Source organism: Methanococcoides methylutens (assembly GCF_000765475.1).
GTDB classification, from domain to species: Archaea; Halobacteriota; Methanosarcinia; order Methanosarcinales; family Methanosarcinaceae; genus Methanococcoides; species Methanococcoides methylutens.
Genome location: NZ_JRHO01000005.1, coordinates 1 through 15,304, shown reverse-complemented (window position 1 = coordinate 15,304; position 15,304 = coordinate 1). Strand labels below are relative to the sequence as shown.

Annotated in this window: 18 protein-coding genes, 1 tRNA gene and 1 rRNA gene; 7 read left to right on the top strand and 13 right to left on the bottom strand. The window is 43.3% G+C overall.

What is annotated here, in order from left to right:
* Positions 1-6: 6 nt before the first annotated feature.
* The 5 genes from LI82_RS01375 to LI82_RS01355 all read right to left on the bottom strand — a co-directional run bounded on the left by LI82_RS01375 (position 7) and on the right by LI82_RS01355 (position 5,603).
* A complete protein-coding gene (locus LI82_RS01375) occupies positions 7-597 on the bottom strand; it encodes an anthranilate synthase component II (protein WP_048193187.1) in 591 nt (196 codons plus the stop codon).
* Entirely contained in the window at positions 594-2,165 is a 1,572-nt protein-coding gene (trpE, locus tag LI82_RS01370; RefSeq protein WP_048193186.1) for an anthranilate synthase component I, read from the bottom strand. The genes LI82_RS01375 and trpE overlap by 4 nt, the downstream gene beginning before the upstream one ends.
* Positions 2,162-2,836, bottom strand: a complete 675-nt coding sequence (locus LI82_RS01365; RefSeq protein ID WP_048193185.1) for a phosphoribosylanthranilate isomerase — start codon at positions 2,834-2,836, stop codon at positions 2,162-2,164. The genes trpE and LI82_RS01365 overlap by 4 nt, the downstream gene beginning before the upstream one ends.
* Positions 2,790-3,851 carry an anthranilate phosphoribosyltransferase gene (trpD, locus tag LI82_RS01360; RefSeq protein WP_048193184.1) on the bottom strand — a complete coding sequence of 354 codons (1,062 nt, stop codon included), beginning with the start codon at positions 3,849-3,851 and terminating at the stop codon, positions 2,790-2,792. The genes LI82_RS01365 and trpD overlap by 47 nt, the downstream gene beginning before the upstream one ends.
* A 276-nt stretch (positions 3,852-4,127) precedes the next feature.
* Positions 4,128-5,603: a cobyric acid synthase gene (locus LI82_RS01355; RefSeq protein WP_048193183.1), complete on the bottom strand. Its 1,476-nt coding sequence runs from the start codon at positions 5,601-5,603 to the stop codon at positions 4,128-4,130.
* A gap of 76 nt (positions 5,604-5,679) precedes the next feature.
* Here LI82_RS01355 and cbiT point away from each other — a divergent pair, with 76 nt between their 5' ends.
* From cbiT to LI82_RS01320, 7 genes are all read left to right on the top strand, one after another.
* Positions 5,680-6,237 carry a precorrin-6Y C5,15-methyltransferase (decarboxylating) subunit CbiT gene (gene cbiT, locus LI82_RS01350; RefSeq protein ID WP_048193182.1) on the top strand — a complete coding sequence of 186 codons (558 nt, stop codon included), beginning with the start codon at positions 5,680-5,682 and terminating at the stop codon, positions 6,235-6,237.
* A 66-nt stretch (positions 6,238-6,303) separates the two neighbouring features.
* Entirely contained in the window at positions 6,304-6,915 is a 612-nt protein-coding gene (locus LI82_RS01345) for a cobalt-factor II C(20)-methyltransferase (protein ID WP_048193181.1), read from the top strand.
* Positions 6,916-6,929: 14 nt separating this feature from the next.
* Complete coding sequence (gene cobM / locus LI82_RS01340; protein ID WP_048193180.1) at positions 6,930-7,661, top strand: precorrin-4 C(11)-methyltransferase; 732 nt, start codon at positions 6,930-6,932, stop codon at positions 7,659-7,661.
* The gene (locus LI82_RS01335) at positions 7,658-8,170 is read left to right on the top strand and encodes a cobalamin biosynthesis protein CbiG (RefSeq protein WP_236622636.1); all 513 of its coding nucleotides are present in this window, start codon (positions 7,658-7,660) and stop codon (positions 8,168-8,170) included. The genes cobM and LI82_RS01335 overlap by 4 nt, the downstream gene beginning before the upstream one ends.
* A complete protein-coding gene (locus LI82_RS01330; protein WP_048193179.1) occupies positions 8,170-8,523 on the top strand; it encodes a cobalamin biosynthesis protein in 354 nt (117 codons plus the stop codon). Before LI82_RS01335 ends, LI82_RS01330 begins: the two co-directional genes overlap by 1 nt.
* Entirely contained in the window at positions 8,492-9,295 is an 804-nt protein-coding gene (cobJ, locus tag LI82_RS01325; protein ID WP_048193178.1) for a precorrin-3B C(17)-methyltransferase, read from the top strand. The genes LI82_RS01330 and cobJ overlap by 32 nt, the downstream gene beginning before the upstream one ends.
* Positions 9,285-10,010 (top strand): precorrin-8X methylmutase, encoded by a 726-nt coding sequence (locus LI82_RS01320; protein ID WP_048193177.1) that lies wholly within the window; start codon positions 9,285-9,287, stop codon positions 10,008-10,010. Before cobJ ends, LI82_RS01320 begins: the two co-directional genes overlap by 11 nt.
* 101 nt (positions 10,011-10,111) lie before the next feature.
* Here LI82_RS01320 and LI82_RS01315 read toward each other — a convergent pair whose 3' ends face one another.
* From LI82_RS01315 to LI82_RS01280, 8 genes are all read right to left on the bottom strand, one after another.
* On the bottom strand, positions 10,112-10,756 hold the full coding sequence (locus LI82_RS01315; protein WP_048193176.1) for a cytochrome c biogenesis CcdA family protein: 645 nt from the start codon (positions 10,754-10,756) through the stop codon (positions 10,112-10,114).
* 45 nt (positions 10,757-10,801) lie between these two features.
* A complete protein-coding gene (locus LI82_RS01310) occupies positions 10,802-11,308 on the bottom strand; it encodes a thioredoxin family protein (protein WP_052402652.1) in 507 nt (168 codons plus the stop codon).
* A 169-nt stretch (positions 11,309-11,477) separates the two neighbouring features.
* Positions 11,478-12,161, bottom strand: coding sequence for a 2,5-diamino-6-(ribosylamino)-4(3H)-pyrimidinone 5'-phosphate reductase (locus LI82_RS01305; RefSeq protein WP_048193175.1), 684 nt, complete (start codon positions 12,159-12,161; stop codon positions 11,478-11,480).
* A 68-nt stretch (positions 12,162-12,229) separates the two neighbouring features.
* A complete protein-coding gene (locus tag LI82_RS01300) occupies positions 12,230-13,081 on the bottom strand; it encodes a CBS domain-containing protein (protein WP_048193174.1) in 852 nt (283 codons plus the stop codon).
* Between the two features lie 24 nt (positions 13,082-13,105).
* A complete protein-coding gene (locus LI82_RS01295) occupies positions 13,106-13,558 on the bottom strand; it encodes a universal stress protein (protein ID WP_048193173.1) in 453 nt (150 codons plus the stop codon).
* A gap of 14 nt (positions 13,559-13,572) precedes the next feature.
* Positions 13,573-14,685: an amidohydrolase family protein gene (locus tag LI82_RS01290; protein ID WP_048193172.1), complete on the bottom strand. Its 1,113-nt coding sequence runs from the start codon at positions 14,683-14,685 to the stop codon at positions 13,573-13,575.
* Between the two features lie 360 nt (positions 14,686-15,045).
* Positions 15,046-15,167: ribosomal RNA gene (gene rrf / locus LI82_RS01285) — 5S ribosomal RNA — on the bottom strand.
* 48 nt (positions 15,168-15,215) lie between these two features.
* Positions 15,216-15,287: transfer RNA gene (locus LI82_RS01280), tRNA-Cys, on the bottom strand.
* Positions 15,288-15,304 lie beyond the last annotated feature (17 nt).

Sequence of the window (15,304 nt, the reverse complement as noted above, 5' to 3'; positions counted from 1 at the left end):
TGGACATTAATCCTTCGTCCCCATACCTGCAATTTTCAGGAAATTTTCAATGAGCTTCAAACCTTCAGGTGTCAGGACTGACTCCGGATGAAACTGGACGCCATAGATCGGATGTTCTTTATGCTTGATCCCCATGATCAGACCATTCTCATCCTGTGCAGTTATTTCCAGATCTTCTGCCAGCCTTTCAACTGAAAGAGAGTGATACCTACCTGCATAGAATGAAGTTGGCACCCCATCGAACAGAGATGAAGTGTCATGTATTACTATTGAAGCCTTGCCATGCACCGGACCACCCTTTGAATGACCTACCGACCCACCAAAAGCAGTGTTTATAGACTGATGGCCAAAACAAACTCCAAGTATAGGGACCCTATCACCAAATTCATGGATGATCTCAATGCAACTCCCGACATCACGACTGTTTCCAGGGTTTCCAGGACCTGGGGATATGACTATTGCATCAGGAGATATTTCCCGAACCTCATCTACAGAGATAGTGTTTGGAACGACCAGTGTATCAGATTCGAACATGGATACATAGTCCACAAGATTCCACACAAACGAATCCCGGTTGTTAACAAACAGTATTTTCATCGTTTACCCCCTATGGCAGCGATCATGGCAGCCATCTTGCGTTCTGTTTCCTCATATTCATAAGTCGGATCGGAATCTGCAACGATACCGGCCCCTGCCTGTACATTGGCAACACCATCCTTGATAATTACGGTCCTTATTACAATGGCCGTATCCACATCACCGTTCCACGAGTAATATCCAACCCCTCCGCCATAGATACCACGTGCTGATGGCTCAAATTCATCAATTATCTCCATTGCCCTTATTTTAGGAGCACCTGAAAGAGTTCCTGCAGGGAAAATAGCTCGTGTGGCATCGAACTGATCACATTCGGGTCGAAGTTCCCCGCAAACAGTACTTTCTATGTGCTGCACATGAGAATATTTCACAACGCTCATGAAATCACTGACCTTTACCGAACCGGACTTTGAGACCATACGTACATCATTCCTACCAAGGTCCACAAGCATAACGTGCTCAGCACGCTCTTTTTTATCGGACATCATCGCAGCAGCAAATTCATCATCCTCAGCTTCATCTTTACCCCGAAGGCATGTTCCTGCGATAGGATTTGTTATTACCTTGCGCTCATGAACTGTCATAAGGGTCTCTGGACTAGCACCCACAATGTCCAGGTCGCGGAAACTGAACAGGTACATATACGGACTGGGATTGATATCCCTGAGGGTACGATATAATTCCAGAGGAGTTTGTTCTATTTCCATCGAATATCGTCTGGAAAGTACCACCTGGAAGATATCCCCATCCAGAATATGCTGCTTTGCTGCACGTACTGCATTTTCAAATGCATCCTGATCCATATTGCAGACAGCTTCTGATGAGCCAGACACCGCCGGCACTTCGCCAAGCCGGACAGCGGCTGCATCGCGAAGACACTGGCACATATGTTCAGCTTCATTCAGCGCATCATCATACAATTTACCGGGATCGCAATCCAATCCTGCAAATGGCGTCACCACCATGTAAGTCTCATCGGTCAGGTGATCAAAGACAAATGTCCGGGTAGTAAGAATGAACTGCATGTCCGGTACATCTGACTGGTGGCTCCTTTCAATATCCAACCAGCAGTCGTAGATCATGTCATAACCATTGTAACCGATGGCACCTCCAAGGAATGTCTGTCTGTCAAACCTATTCTCATTTAGAAGATCAGTTCCATCGGCTGTAGGGAATACTGTACGTAGTGCATCCACCACATCGGAGCCATCCATTATATCGGCCATCAGAACGGAACCGTCGTCTACAATGTTCTTAAATTCAAGATCCAGCTTTGAACGAATAGCATCGATAAGTACAGAATCTAACCCGTATTCAAGAGTAAGCTTGCGTCCACTTATCTTAACAACAACATCAGGATAAGCACCAACAAAGGAAAAACGTGCATGCCTTTTTTCTTTTTCCACCGATTCAAGCATGTAAGAATAATTTTCAGCCTGGAAAGTTGTATATAACTGCAAAGGAGTACAATCCGACCTTACTTTAGCCATCAGCTGTACAAGTGCAGGTTTCTCTGAAATATTCACAAGGTTTGTGAACTCATCTTTTGTAAGATCGAACGATATCATCTTGCACACCTAACCTCTTTTACAAAACGCCTTATCTTTTCAGCATCCTTTATCCCATCGGTTTCAACACCTGAAGCTGTATCCACAGCAAAGGGAGAGACCTGCTTTAAACACTCTGCAACATTCTCAGCATTCAGGCCACCTGCCAGTACCACAGGGAGATCCACAAGTTCCACGACCTGCCTGCTTATAGAAAGATCATGGACCTGACCTGTACCACCGACCTTACCGGAAACATAAGAATCCAGCAGGATGCCATCAATAAGATCCTCAGATGAAAGCAAATTGATCTCACTTACAAGTTCATTCATCAGCACATTACTTTCCGAAGGAACATGGAAGGTGCGAATTATATTAACATCTGTATTATCACGAACATATCCCATATCATCAATACCAAGAGCATTGTGTATCTGAACCACATCAGGTCCTATGGAATTAATCATATCAATAGCCTCTGTGGCAGACTTTGGCATGATAACCAATACTGAATCCACAAAAAAAGGCACATGAGAAACAAGTTCTTCTGCCTTTTTGAGATCGATCTTCCTTGGCGTTTCAACAGGAACATCGGTTATGAAACCAACAGCATCTGCACCTGAACTTACTGCGAGATCGACGTCTTCAACAGACTTCATGCCGCATACTTTGACACGTGTTGAGTGATTCATTTTCCACCTTTTCGCCGGATGTGAATTCGATGAACTGCTTCAATTTATCTAATGCCTTGCCACTATCAATTGCTTCTTCTGCAATCGGGATGGCTTCCTTTATGGAATCAGCCATACCTGCAACATAGATCGCAGCTGCAGCATTGACGACGACAATATCACGTTTCGGACCTTTTTCACCATTGAAGATGTAAAGAATATCCCGGGCATTCTCTTCCGGAGTACCACCCACAATATCAGTAGCTTTAGCCCTCGGGACCCCCAGGTCCTCAGGATTTATTGTATATGTTGAGATTACACCGTTTTTGAGCTCAACAACGTATGTTTCGGAAATGGTGCTGATCTCATCCATTCCATCACCATGAAGTACTAGTATATGCTCCTTCCCAAGCCTGCAGAGAACTTCTGCCATAAGCCTGCACAGGCTCTTGTCGAAGACACCTATTACCTGTGACTTTGCACCCGCAGGATTTGTCAGAGGGCCGAGAATATTGAACATAGTCCTTACCCCAAGCTCTTTCCGTGGTCCTACTACTCTCTTCATTGCAGGATGGAACTTTGGGGCGAGCATAAAACCAATTCCAATGTCCTCAATCGATTTTTTGACCTGATCGTGATCAAGGTCGATCTTTATGCCAAGCTCTCTAAGGACATCCGCACTTCCCGAGAGGGATGTGAAGGAAAAGTTACCGTGTTTTGCCACAGTGACCCCTGCAGCTGCTGCAACAATAGCAGCTGTTGTTGAAATATTGATAGTGTTGTGGCGGTCACCACCTGTACCAACTATATCCACAAGAGTACCTGATACTTCAGGAGATATCAGATTGGCCTCTTTCAGCATGGCCTTTACAAATCCTGCGACCTCTTCCGGAGTCTCACCTTTCATCTTCATACCCATTACAAATGCACCGATCTGCGCATCTGTAGCATTTTCGAGTATCTGCCCCATGGCTGCTTCTGCCTCGGCCATTGTCAGATCATAACCATCAATTAATTTTTGGAGACAACGTTTCATTATGATACCTTCTTGCATTAATGTATAATTGTGTACAATAATGTATAACAAATGTCTTTGTATATAAACTTTATTCAGTTCGCATAAAGGAAAAAAGAGATAGAGAATACAATGGCACATCAAGACACATCCACATAGCACAAATGCTGATGAAACTGAGAATGTAAATACATCAGCAGGAAACAAAAGAAGAAATCAATGCAAAAAGAGGATAGATGTAATCTGAAGAGAAAAAAGGAAAAAGAAAAAGAAAGAAAAGGAAAAGTAAAATGCGGATCAGAGCCCTTCAGGACCCAATCCAAGCATTTCATAGATACGAGGCATATCCAAACGTTCTCGCATAACATCAGCAAGTTCGTCATAAGGATCAATGTCAGGAATATCCTCATCTTCAAAGACCAGACCTTTCTTTTCAGCCAGATATCTTACAAGAGCATGCCTGACATTCTGGTTCTCAAATAATCCATGAAGATATGTGCCGATCACAAGACCACTTTCATCAGCGCAACCATCATCTCCGAAAACCGGTCTATTTGATGTTGACATACCCATATGGATCTCATATCCCTTTACAACCTCACCATTTATGCACCCTAGAATAGGACCACATTCGTTAATGGTCTTCGTTACCTGAACCGTTCGTTTCTCATATGCATCGAACACAGTATCAATATCGAGCAGGCCAAGACCCTCAAAGCGATCAGATTCGCCGCCTTCAATGCCGGAATCAACAATTGAATTTCCAAGCATCTGGTAACCGCCACAGATACCAAGTATCGGGACATTACCATTAAAAGACCTTATTTTTCCAGCCATGCCACTTTCCATTAGATCGTGCAAGTCACTGGTAGTGTTCTTAGTCCCAGGGATTATGATAGCATCAGGAGTACCAAGGTCATCGTCAAGATCCACATATCTTACCTTTGCCATACGTTCCAGAGGCTCGAAATCCGTGAAATTGGAGATCCTGGGAAGGCGTATGACCGCAATATCAACATCATGAACTCCGGCATCTTCAGAGGACTTGTCACCAATGGATACGGAATCCTCCGAAGGAATGCGCAGCTTGAAGTGTGGAAGAACTCCAAGAACAGGAATACCTGTGCGCTCTTCAAGCTCAGTAAGACCGGACTCCAGTATTGTAGGATCGCCCCTGAACTTGTTTATGATAAAACCGCAGACATTCTTACGTACATCCTCAGGCAGGAGCTCAATTGTACCATAAAGGCTTGCAAAAACACCACCTCTTTCGATATCCCCTACCAGAATGATAGGCGCATCGGTCAGTCTTGCAGTACCGATATTGACAATATCGCGCTCATAGAGATTGATCTCAGCAGCGCCGCCGGCGCCTTCCATAACAATGATATCGTACCCATCTGCGAGCCTTTGAAGTGAACCTCTGAGAACATCATGAGTTTCCTCTATGGAGTCATAGTATGAGCCTGCACTTTTGTCAGCATAGGGCTCCCCCAGAAGTATTACCTGTGAAACACGATCCCCTTTGGGCTTAAGCAGTACAGGATTCATGTCTGCAGTCGGCTCAATGCCTGCTGCCATCGCCTGTATTGCCTGAGCGATGCCGATCTCTTTCCCGTCCTGTGTAATCCATGAGTTAAGACTCATGTTCTGTGCTTTGAAAGGAGCAACCTTATGGTTAGCTGAAAGTATGCGACAAAGACCAGTCACAATTGCACTCTTGCCAACATGAGATGCTGTTCCCAATATTAACAGATGTTTTTTAGTATTCATTCACAACAACCTTTTATGTGACAACGTTTATTATGCTATATCTAATTAACTCCAATTTACTTTAGTTAGGTGAAAAATGTCAGATCTATTGCACATAAGCGGAGGGCCAACAAAGCCAGAGGTCATTGCGATATCACTATCAAAAATGGACCTGAAAGACGGGATCACATTCTATGATGTAGGATGTGGAACAGGTGCTGTTTCTATTGAAGCATCGAAAATAGCACGTGGCCTTAAGGTCGTTGCCATCGATGCGAGAGAAAAAGCCATCGATGTTGCAAGACAGAACTTCAGGAACTTCGGCGTTGAGGATGTTACACTAATTAGTGGGGAATCTTCCGAATCTATTGATGAGAACGCTGAGATAGGATCCATTGACTGTGCATTTGTAGGCGGGACAAAGAACATATCCAAGGTACTGGATGTGCTCTATAAGAAAAAGGCAAGAAATATTGTTGTTAACGCGGTAAGGATCGAAACCGTGGTCATTGTGATGAATAAGATGAAAGAACTGGGAATATTCTCAGAAGTTATCCACGTCACCATTACCAGGGGTTATGAACTTACAGGCGAAACCATGTTCAAACCCGAGAACCCAGTCTATATTGTAGTAGGTAAACTGCAGAGTGAATGAAAAAGGAACTGACGCCTTTAATAAATACATAATGTATAATATTTATAATACAGTGGAGATAGAAAAATGTTGATAGGAGTAGGACTTGGCCCAGGCGACCCGGAACTTCTTACACTTAAAGCTGTGGAAATTCTCAAGAACAGTGATAAGGTGTATGTACCTGGAGATATGGCAGCAAAACTTGTAGAACCATATGCGACACCAGAGATTCTGGATTTCCCCATGTTGAGGGATTACGATGTTCTCAACGAAGTATGGAAGAAGAATGCTGACCTTATTGCAGATGAATCAAGGAACGGAAATGTTGCTTTCGGCCTTATCGGCGATCCAAATTTCTTTTCCACATTCACACACCTGAAGCGTGTCATGAACAAGCATTACCCAGACGTTGAAACTTCAACAGTACCGGGGATAAGTTCAATAACGTCCTTTGCTGCAAGAGCTGATGCAGAAGTTGACAGCTCCTTTGAAGTCAGTGACGGATCTGAAAAGAAGCACAAGATCAGGCTCAAGGCAGTCCATCCAAAAGAGATCATGGATGAATACAGGAAGGAAGGATATAACGAATTTGTCTTTGCAGAGAGACTCTTCTCGGACAGGGAAGTTATTATCAAGAAGTCAGAAGAGATCCCTGAGAAAGGAAACTACTTCAGCATCGTGTATGCTAAAAAGGACTAAAGAGGTCATCTGAAATGACAGACAATGTAATTACTTTTGTGGGTGCCGGACCGGGAAACCCAAAACTTATCACACTTCTTGGACGCGAGAAACTGGAAGAAGCAGATCTTGTTGTCTACGCAGGTTCACTTGTGAATCCTGAAGTCGTCAACTACTGCAAGGGGGAGAAGGTAGACAGTTATGGTCTGACCCTTGACGAGATCACAAAGAAAATGGCAGATGCCATTAAGGAAGGAAAGAAGGTCGTACGCCTGCACAGCGGAGATCCATCCCTCTACGGTAACGTCGTTGAGCAGATGGAAGAGCTAAAGAAGTACGATATTACAGTAGAGCGTGTACCAGGAGTCTCTTCTGTTTTCGCAACTGCTGCAGCACTTGGCACCCAGCTTACACTCAATGGTGTTTCCGACACCCTCATTATCACACGTCCTGCAGGAAAAACACTGGAAGAAGATGATCTGAAAGGTCTGTCAAAGCACAATACCACAATGGCAGTCTTCCTTGGCACCCAAAAGATCGAAGAGATCATGGAAAAGGTTGAGTATTCAGACGATACCCCAGTGGCTGTTGTATTCCACGCATCCTGGCCTGACCAGAAGATCATTTATGGCACAGTAGCGGACATTGCACAGAAGGTAAAGGATGAAGGCATCATACGCAGCGCAATGATCCTTATCGGCGGTGTAGTAGACCCTGTCGATTACAGGAGGTCACACTTATACGGAGTAGCACAAGAACCGCTGTGATAACATTTGAACGTAATCTCGATGTGGCCAACAAGCTCGCAGACCACATCGATGCAGATGTTATTATTTACAAAAAGGGGATCTTTGAGGAGATCTTCAAAGACTACCAGGCATTGGTTGCAGTCTTTGCAACAGGCATAGTCGTGCGTGAAATCGCACCACTGGTAGTCGATAAATGGGAAGACCCCGCCGTAGTGGTGGTCGATTCCAATCTGAACTTCGCCATATCACTGCTCGGAGGACATCATGGTGCAAATGAGCTTGTACGCAAAATATCCGAGATGGGCGTAGTTCCCGTTATAACCACAGCTACTGAAGTACACAATCGCAACTCTGTAGAAGGTATTGCAGCAAAGCTGGGATACGACATTGTTAACAAGGAATCCACGAGGGATGTTAACTGTGCCCTACTTGATCAGGACGTGGAAGTCCTGGAGATAAAGGGCCCAAAGATCGTTATCGTGGAAAATGATGTTTCGGTGTTGAAAAAAGAGAAGGCGGACCAGTAATGTACTTTGGAATAGGCGCTCGCAGAGGCGTATCATCCGAAGAGGTCATCGATGCTGTAAAGCATGCTTTGAATGAGGTCGGAAGGGATGAAAGTGAAATAAAGATGTTCGCATCATCCACCCTAAAGGAGAACGAGACCGGCCTAATAGAAGCGATAGATAAAATGGGATTTGAGATAAAGTTCCTGCCTAATGACGTCCTGAACGCTTTTGAAGTGCCATCCGACTCACAAGCAAGCCGATTTGGCCTCAAAGGTGTTGCTGAGCCGGCAGCATTAGCGTTATCTGATAATAAGAAATTGATACTGGAAAAAAAAGTATATGGAAGGATCACAATTGCAATCGCAGAATGAAAATGAAAATGGTAAATTATTTATTATCGGCATTGGACCTGGCTCTGTTGAACAGCTTACTGTACGTGCCAGAGACGTTATACTGAATTCAGATTATATTGTCGGCAACGGCACATATCTTGATCAGATGGAAAGTCTCCTGGGAGAACAGGAGATCATCCGCAGTGCAATGGGTAAAGAAGTAGACCGTGCTAAAAAGGCAGTAAACCTTGCTAAAGAGAACAAGGTCGTTTCCATGATAAGTGGCGGAGATGCAAATGTCTATGGCATGGCAGGTCTTGTTCTTGAAGTTGCAGAGCACGAAGATCTTGATGTCGATGTAGAAGTGCTTCCCGGAGTTACTGCCATCACTGCCGGTGCAAGTGTACTCGGTGCACCTATTGTAAATGATTTTTCAGTTATCAGTCTTAGTGACCTCCTTACACCATGGGAAGTAATTGAGAAGCGCCTGGATGCAGCAGCATCTGCTGATTTTGTGATATCACTATACAACCCAAAGAGCAGGCAGCGCCATTCCAATTTCTCAAGGGCTATTGAGATCATAAAGAAGCACAAGGACGGATCAGTACCAGTAGGACTTGTCAAGAACGCACTTCGTGGTGAGAGCCAGGACTACATTGTCACAACCCTTGAAGATGTGCTTGACTATAATGACTGGGTAGATATGAGCACAATGATCATTGTCTGTAATGCTGATTCTCGCATCTGGAAGAATGAGAAAGGCGAGAAGATAATCACACCCAGGGGGTATCAGAGGAAATATGACTACTGAAAACAACAATAAGGACATCCCGGAACTTGAAGATCTGGTAGAGATGACAGTGAACATCGATCAGGAGCTCATTAAAGATTGTTCTGACTCCGGTGCTCGCACAGATGAAGCTAAGACCATCTACATGACAAGTCGTCGCATTGCTCATGATCTTATAGTTAAGGGAGAAAAGGAAACCCCTGAAGAACGTGTAACTCAACGTTGTGTGATCTCCACAGGAGATCCATCAGTTGCAGATATCATGTCCTACACCAACAATCCTGTAGATGCAGGAGTGGAAGCTATCAAAAATGGCGCTCCAATTTTCGTAGATATCAACATGGTCAAAGCTGGAATTACAAAGAAAGGACATGACTGTGAAGTAATCTGTGTCCTTGATGAAGACCAGAATGCAGAAGTTGCCAAGAAATATGGCATAACAAGAACTGCTGCAGGGTTCCTATTAGCAAGGGACAGGCTTGAAGGTTCTATTGTGGCCATCGGAAATGCACCATCTGCAGCACTTGCAGTGTGCAGGATGATCGAACACGGCATCAAACCGGCACTTATAGTCGGAACCCCTGTTGGGTTCGTTAACGCCGCAGAATCCAAGGAAGAAGTAAGGAAGATGGACGTTCCATCCATCACCTGCATCGGAACACGTGGCGGAACACCAATGGCAGTTGCCTGTGTCAACGAGCTTGTTGCCATTGCAAAAGAAAAGGACGAGTGTTAATACCATACACCGACCTTTTCTTCAATCTTTTATTTTATCTCTATTACTAAAGCAGAACTTCATTTATTGCGATCGTAGCAATAATCCACCATATAGAGAGATTACAGTCTTAACAGGACATTGGTATAAAGCATCCACAGCCCAACAAATATCAATACTACACCTGCACCTTTTTTGAGATACGAGTCATACTTCGCGATGCTGCTAAGAGCTGATGAAGAGATATTCGCAGAATATGCCATCACAAGCATTGGGATACCTAGCCCCATTGAGTAAATGAAAAGCAGGAAAGCACCATAGGCAATGTCGCCTTCAATAGCCACCAATGTAAGAATGGATGCTAATATCGGACCTACACAAGGTATCCATATGATGCCAAGCGACATTCCAAAAAGTAATCCCCCGAGGAAACCTTTTTCTTGCACACCAATTCCGGAAAGATTACCAAATATGTTGAAAGTACCAAGATCGAAGAGTAGTGTGACTCCAAAAAGTATGATAATAAGACCTGCAAATAAGCTAAGATATGGAAGATATTGCTGGAACATCGAACCAAATGCAGATGTTACAACTCCCATAATAGTAAAGGATATTGTAAGGCCGAATACTATTGCAAGCGGCCTTAATGGTCCTTTAGAGGTCGAATAAGCAAATATTGCAGGTAAAAGCGGAAGGACACATGGAGAGAATATACTAATCAAACCTGCTATAAATGCCGCTAACGGAGTCACGCCTCCAAATACCACTTTTGATCACCCAGTATCTCGATATAAAATGTATTCAAAGGAGTGTTAGTCCCCGGAAACTTCCTCCCGGTATTCGATCGCATGATCAAGAATCGTCTCAAAAGTTCCTTTTTCCATATACCCGATCACTCTGGCTTTGTTGCGATCCAATTCTGTAGCACCATCATACCTCATGAACAAATAGTCCCCATCCTCAATGTCAACTATCACAGTTGTGTCAGGTATGGAGTATACATTAAACCTGGCGCCAAGACCAGGAGTAAGCTCAGTGTCAATATACATAACTGTTGCACGCCCTTCATAGTCTCTTGCAAGCTCATCGATTACAGGATCCAATTGCCTGCATGGAGGGCACCAGTCAGCACCTGCTTTGATAAGAACAGGACCATTTACAAGTGCATCATCTATTTGCTGTTGTTCTGTAACAAGGATAGCTACCCTTTCACCCGATTCTAATAATCCGGCATCATTCACAGGAGTTACATCTGTAACACATCCTGCAATAAGGACGAAACCCAGGATCAATCCAAAAAGATATATTTTTGACCTCATACCATCACCAATTAAAAGTATGATATAATCCTATTTAAGCAACCATTATATCAGCAGAGAAATAAAAATAGATTTGTTCCAATTTAAAGGTTTTGCATGATATTGACACAATGTGACAAAACCGATGTTGAAAAAAATAAAACTTGAGATGATATAACAAAATTAACCATTAGCCAGTGTTAATAACGGCCCACTTCAGGAGAACGCCTTCATCCATCTTTTCCATACTCATAAGTTCCAGTGACAATATATCAGATTCTGCAAAGCCCGACCCATCGACAAGAGTTGGAGCACTGGCACCACCTATCAACAGATTGCCTACGAATGAATATACTTCATCCACAAGACCGTTTGAAAGCATAGCCCAGTTAAGAGTTGCTCCGCCCTCCACCATAAGGCGCTTTATACCCATGGAATTCAGTTCTTTCATTAATGCACACAAATCAACCTGATCATCCCCTGTTCTTATGACCAATGCTTTCTGCTGAAGCTCCTCAACCTTATCAGCAGGTGCTGAACCTGAAACTGCAACTACACGTTTACCCTCACCTTTTATGAAGATATCAGCATCCAGAGGAGTTCTTCCTTTACTATCAATTACAATACGAACTGGATTTTCATCAGCACCTTTGTTCTTGCGAGCAGCACGTCGTGCCTCAGACTTGACAGTAAGGCTTGGATCATCTGCAAGAACAGTGCCTATTCCAACCATGATGGCATCAGAAGTTGCACGAAGCTCATCCATCCGATCAAAATCCACATCACCAGAGATACGAACCTGCTTTCGTTCCTTTGTGGAGATCTTACCATCAGCAGACATTGCTGAATTAATGAAAGTAAATGGCCTATCCATAACAAAACAACCTATGAAAATAAATAAAACAAAATACCAGAGACCAAATGTCCCTGGCAACTTCAGAATCAGTACTTAAGAAGTGCTTTTAACAGGTAGCGATCCCTCAAAAGTCCGATAAATTTCTGATTTGCATCTACAACAGGCATCTGATCTATTCTATGCCTTTTCATTTTAAGTGCACATTCACTAACACCCATGTTGATTGATGCTGTGATAGGGTCTTTCACCATGACATCTTCCACAGGAACTTCCGGGACTTTGATCCTTGAGACACTATAATAGATGCTCATTGTGTCCCTCATACTTTCCCAGGTCCACTCATCGTCATCAGAACCTGCAGACATGTCAGACATTTCAACAGAATCCTCGATAACACTTGAGCTTATTATATCCCTGTCTGAGATGATACCTACGAGATCAAGAGATGAGTCGATAACAGGAACTGCCTTAACGTGAGCAAGTTCCATATGTCGGGCAACTACAGGGAGAGGAGTTTGAGACCAAACAGGGCCAACCCCATGGTTAAGATATTCACTGATCGGATCAGTAATATCCAGATCCACCATGCCGCCTACGACATCGGCAACTGAGATGAGACCCACAAGTTTATCATCATCAACTACAGGAATTCTCCTTATGCCGTGTTTAAGAAGAAGACGGGCTGCAATTGTGATATCCTCATCAGAAGTTATTGTAACAGGGTCACGTGCCATCAATAGTGCCAACTGCTCTTCAGTGGGATTCTTCAGTAAGTTGGATCGACTTACAATACCGACCACTTTATTGTCTTTAATAACAGGCAGTCCTGAAACCCGCTTGTCTTTCAGAATGGAAAGGACCTCATCCCTTGAGCCGGGAAGAGATACAAATGCAACATCCTTTACCATTACGTCTCTAACGAGTGTGTCCTTAGGCATGTTTTTTAAACCTCAATATTGATTTTATTCGTTTTTGTCACCACGTACAATAAGTACGGGAACTTCTGAGTTGCGAGTGATCTTTTCGGCCACACTTCCAAGGAGGAACCTGTCAATTCCGGTCTTTCCAAGTGTACCCATTACTATCAAATCAATGCCATTGTTCTTTGCAAATTCAATTATCTCATGGCTGGGGTGACCTTCGAGGACAGCAGATTCGGATTCCAGACCTGCATTTGCTGCAAGCTCTTCAACTCCCTTTGCTGCATCTTTACCTTCAGTCTCCAGAAGTTCATACATCATTTCCCATCCTGCATCCATTGGAATTGAAGCAAACGCAGCGGTATCCACCACGTAAACAACATACAATTTTGCCCCACTCAACTTTGCAAATTCAATACCATAAGATATTGCCTTTTTGTTCTTTTCAGAACCATCGGTTGCTATCAATATTTTCTTGTACAATTCGCTTGTCATATTACCCCTCGCCATCATTCGTTTGCATGGATTATGGATAAAATATCATCTGGCCTGCCTCTTCTGACCATTCCGCTTACCGGATCATTCACACCTATCAGGTTATTGGAAGTACCATTCAGAATCATAAGATTGGCTTTGTTACCTTTCTTAATGGAACCCATATTATTAAATCCCAGAATAGATGCCCCATTTAGCGTGCACATCTTAAATACTTGTCTATCCTCAAGACCAAAAACCTTGGATAGTACCTCCATTTCAGAAAACATATTAACTGAATTCAGCATAACATTGTCAGTACCAACTGCTACAGTAACCCCAGATTCCAACATTTCAGATATAGGAGCCATACCCACATCGGTTATGAAGTTAGAACGGGGACATACAATAACAGGGATATTAGCATCTGCAACTGCCATTATATCTGATTTTTTTGCTTGTGTCATGTGGATCAAAAGATCAGGATCAAGAGAGAGGGCTTTGTCGATATCATTATCAGATTTTTCACCCGTATGGATAGCAAACATCTTGTTCTTATTTGTTGATGACTTTCTGGATCTACGCAGAAGTTCCATATCAACATCATTTGTTCCACTCATCCCAAGCCCATCTGCATGCCGAAGGACTCTATTAACATCTGCTAATACAGAATCAATCGATGAATCGGAATCATTCGGCCTTCCAAGAATTATGCTGTCAATGATGAGATTATCAATAGCCTCTTCTAATGCAAGGATACCGAGAACCCCGCCCTCTCTAAAATCAGCAAAAGCACAGGTTCCGGTTCCCAACATATCTTCTATAGTTGACCTCATGGAATTAACCAAATCAGAATAGGACGTTTTTCCGAGTATCCTGTGCTTTAACCCATCAGGAGGACGTACCAATGAATCAAGGTCTTTTTTCACCCTGAAGTTCTCACATGAACCAAGTACTGGGTCCTTACAAATGGAATCTCCGATATGAGTGTGTGAATTAACAAAGCATGGAGCAATGATATTCTTGCTTTTTGTGGACTCTTCACCAATTTCAGTTATGAGTCCATTCTCCACGCAGATATAACCTTCAATCGATTCCAGTTCATCCCCAAGAATGATCGTACCAGAAATAATCTGTTCACATGACATTACAACTAGTTAATATATCCAATAAAGTAGATATATTCTGCGGAAGTAGAGCCAGATCATGCACCCAGATAAGCGCTTCTGCAGCGCGCGTCCCTTTCACTATCACGTAGAATCTTCGATTTTACAGGAGATTTTGATGCAGTTAAGCATTGGAGTAAAGAATAATTAAGAAGATCTAGATCCTAGCAAACTCATGATATGATCAGAGTAACTATGTTGGAAATCAAAGAAATAAACGAGAAACGATAGCTCATAGCAATTCGAATTTTCAAAATTGTGATCATGAATAAAAAGATATCAGAACAGCAAACCCAAAGCTAGTGAGTTAAGATCAGTTAAAGAAGAAGGGAAATAGAGTAAGCACAGCAGCGACGCAGATTTCTCGAGGACTCTCGTACCTCAGTACAGTAAGCAACGTGGGCAGGCTTATCTTCTGTGTTCGGAATGGGAACAGGAGTTGCCCTGCCGCTATGGCCGCCGTACTCTAACTCATATTAATGAATCAGATATTACTTTTGTTAACGGATGAAAGCCAAGGTCCGGATTCGAACCGGAATGGAATCGCTCTGCAGGCGATTGCGTAGCCGCTCCGCCACCTTGGCATTTGAACGAATCCTAG

Bases quoted from the DNA above. Each gene is read 5' to 3' on its own strand.
- LI82_RS01300 (WP_048193174.1), bottom strand. From the start codon at position 13,081: ATGCCTAAGGACACACTCGTTAGAGACGTAATGGTAAAGGATGTTGCA.
- cobM (WP_048193180.1), top strand. From the start codon at position 6,930: ATGACAGACAATGTAATTACTTTTGTGGGTGCCGGACCGGGAAACCCA.
- cobJ (WP_048193178.1), top strand. From the start codon at position 8,492: ATGGAAGGATCACAATTGCAATCGCAGAATGAAAATGAAAATGGTAAA.
- trpD (WP_048193184.1), bottom strand. From the start codon at position 3,851: ATGAAACGTTGTCTCCAAAAATTAATTGATGGTTATGATCTGACAATG.
- LI82_RS01355 (WP_048193183.1), bottom strand. From the start codon at position 5,603: ATGAATACTAAAAAACATCTGTTAATATTGGGAACAGCATCTCATGTT.
- trpE (WP_048193186.1), bottom strand. From the start codon at position 2,165: ATGATATCGTTCGATCTTACAAAAGATGAGTTCACAAACCTTGTGAAT.
- LI82_RS01365 (WP_048193185.1), bottom strand. From the start codon at position 2,836: ATGAATCACTCAACACGTGTCAAAGTATGCGGCATGAAGTCTGTTGAA.
- cbiT (WP_048193182.1), top strand. From the start codon at position 5,680: ATGTCAGATCTATTGCACATAAGCGGAGGGCCAACAAAGCCAGAGGTC.
- LI82_RS01310 (WP_052402652.1), bottom strand. From the start codon at position 11,308: ATGAGGTCAAAAATATATCTTTTTGGATTGATCCTGGGTTTCGTCCTT.
- LI82_RS01375 (WP_048193187.1), bottom strand. From the start codon at position 597: ATGAAAATACTGTTTGTTAACAACCGGGATTCGTTTGTGTGGAATCTT.
- LI82_RS01305 (WP_048193175.1), bottom strand. From the start codon at position 12,161: ATGGATAGGCCATTTACTTTCATTAATTCAGCAATGTCTGCTGATGGT.
- LI82_RS01330 (WP_048193179.1), top strand. From the start codon at position 8,170: ATGTACTTTGGAATAGGCGCTCGCAGAGGCGTATCATCCGAAGAGGTC.
- LI82_RS01290 (WP_048193172.1), bottom strand. From the start codon at position 14,685: ATGTCATGTGAACAGATTATTTCTGGTACGATCATTCTTGGGGATGAA.
- LI82_RS01345 (WP_048193181.1), top strand. From the start codon at position 6,304: ATGTTGATAGGAGTAGGACTTGGCCCAGGCGACCCGGAACTTCTTACA.
- LI82_RS01295 (WP_048193173.1), bottom strand. From the start codon at position 13,558: ATGACAAGCGAATTGTACAAGAAAATATTGATAGCAACCGATGGTTCT.
- LI82_RS01320 (WP_048193177.1), top strand. From the start codon at position 9,285: ATGACTACTGAAAACAACAATAAGGACATCCCGGAACTTGAAGATCTG.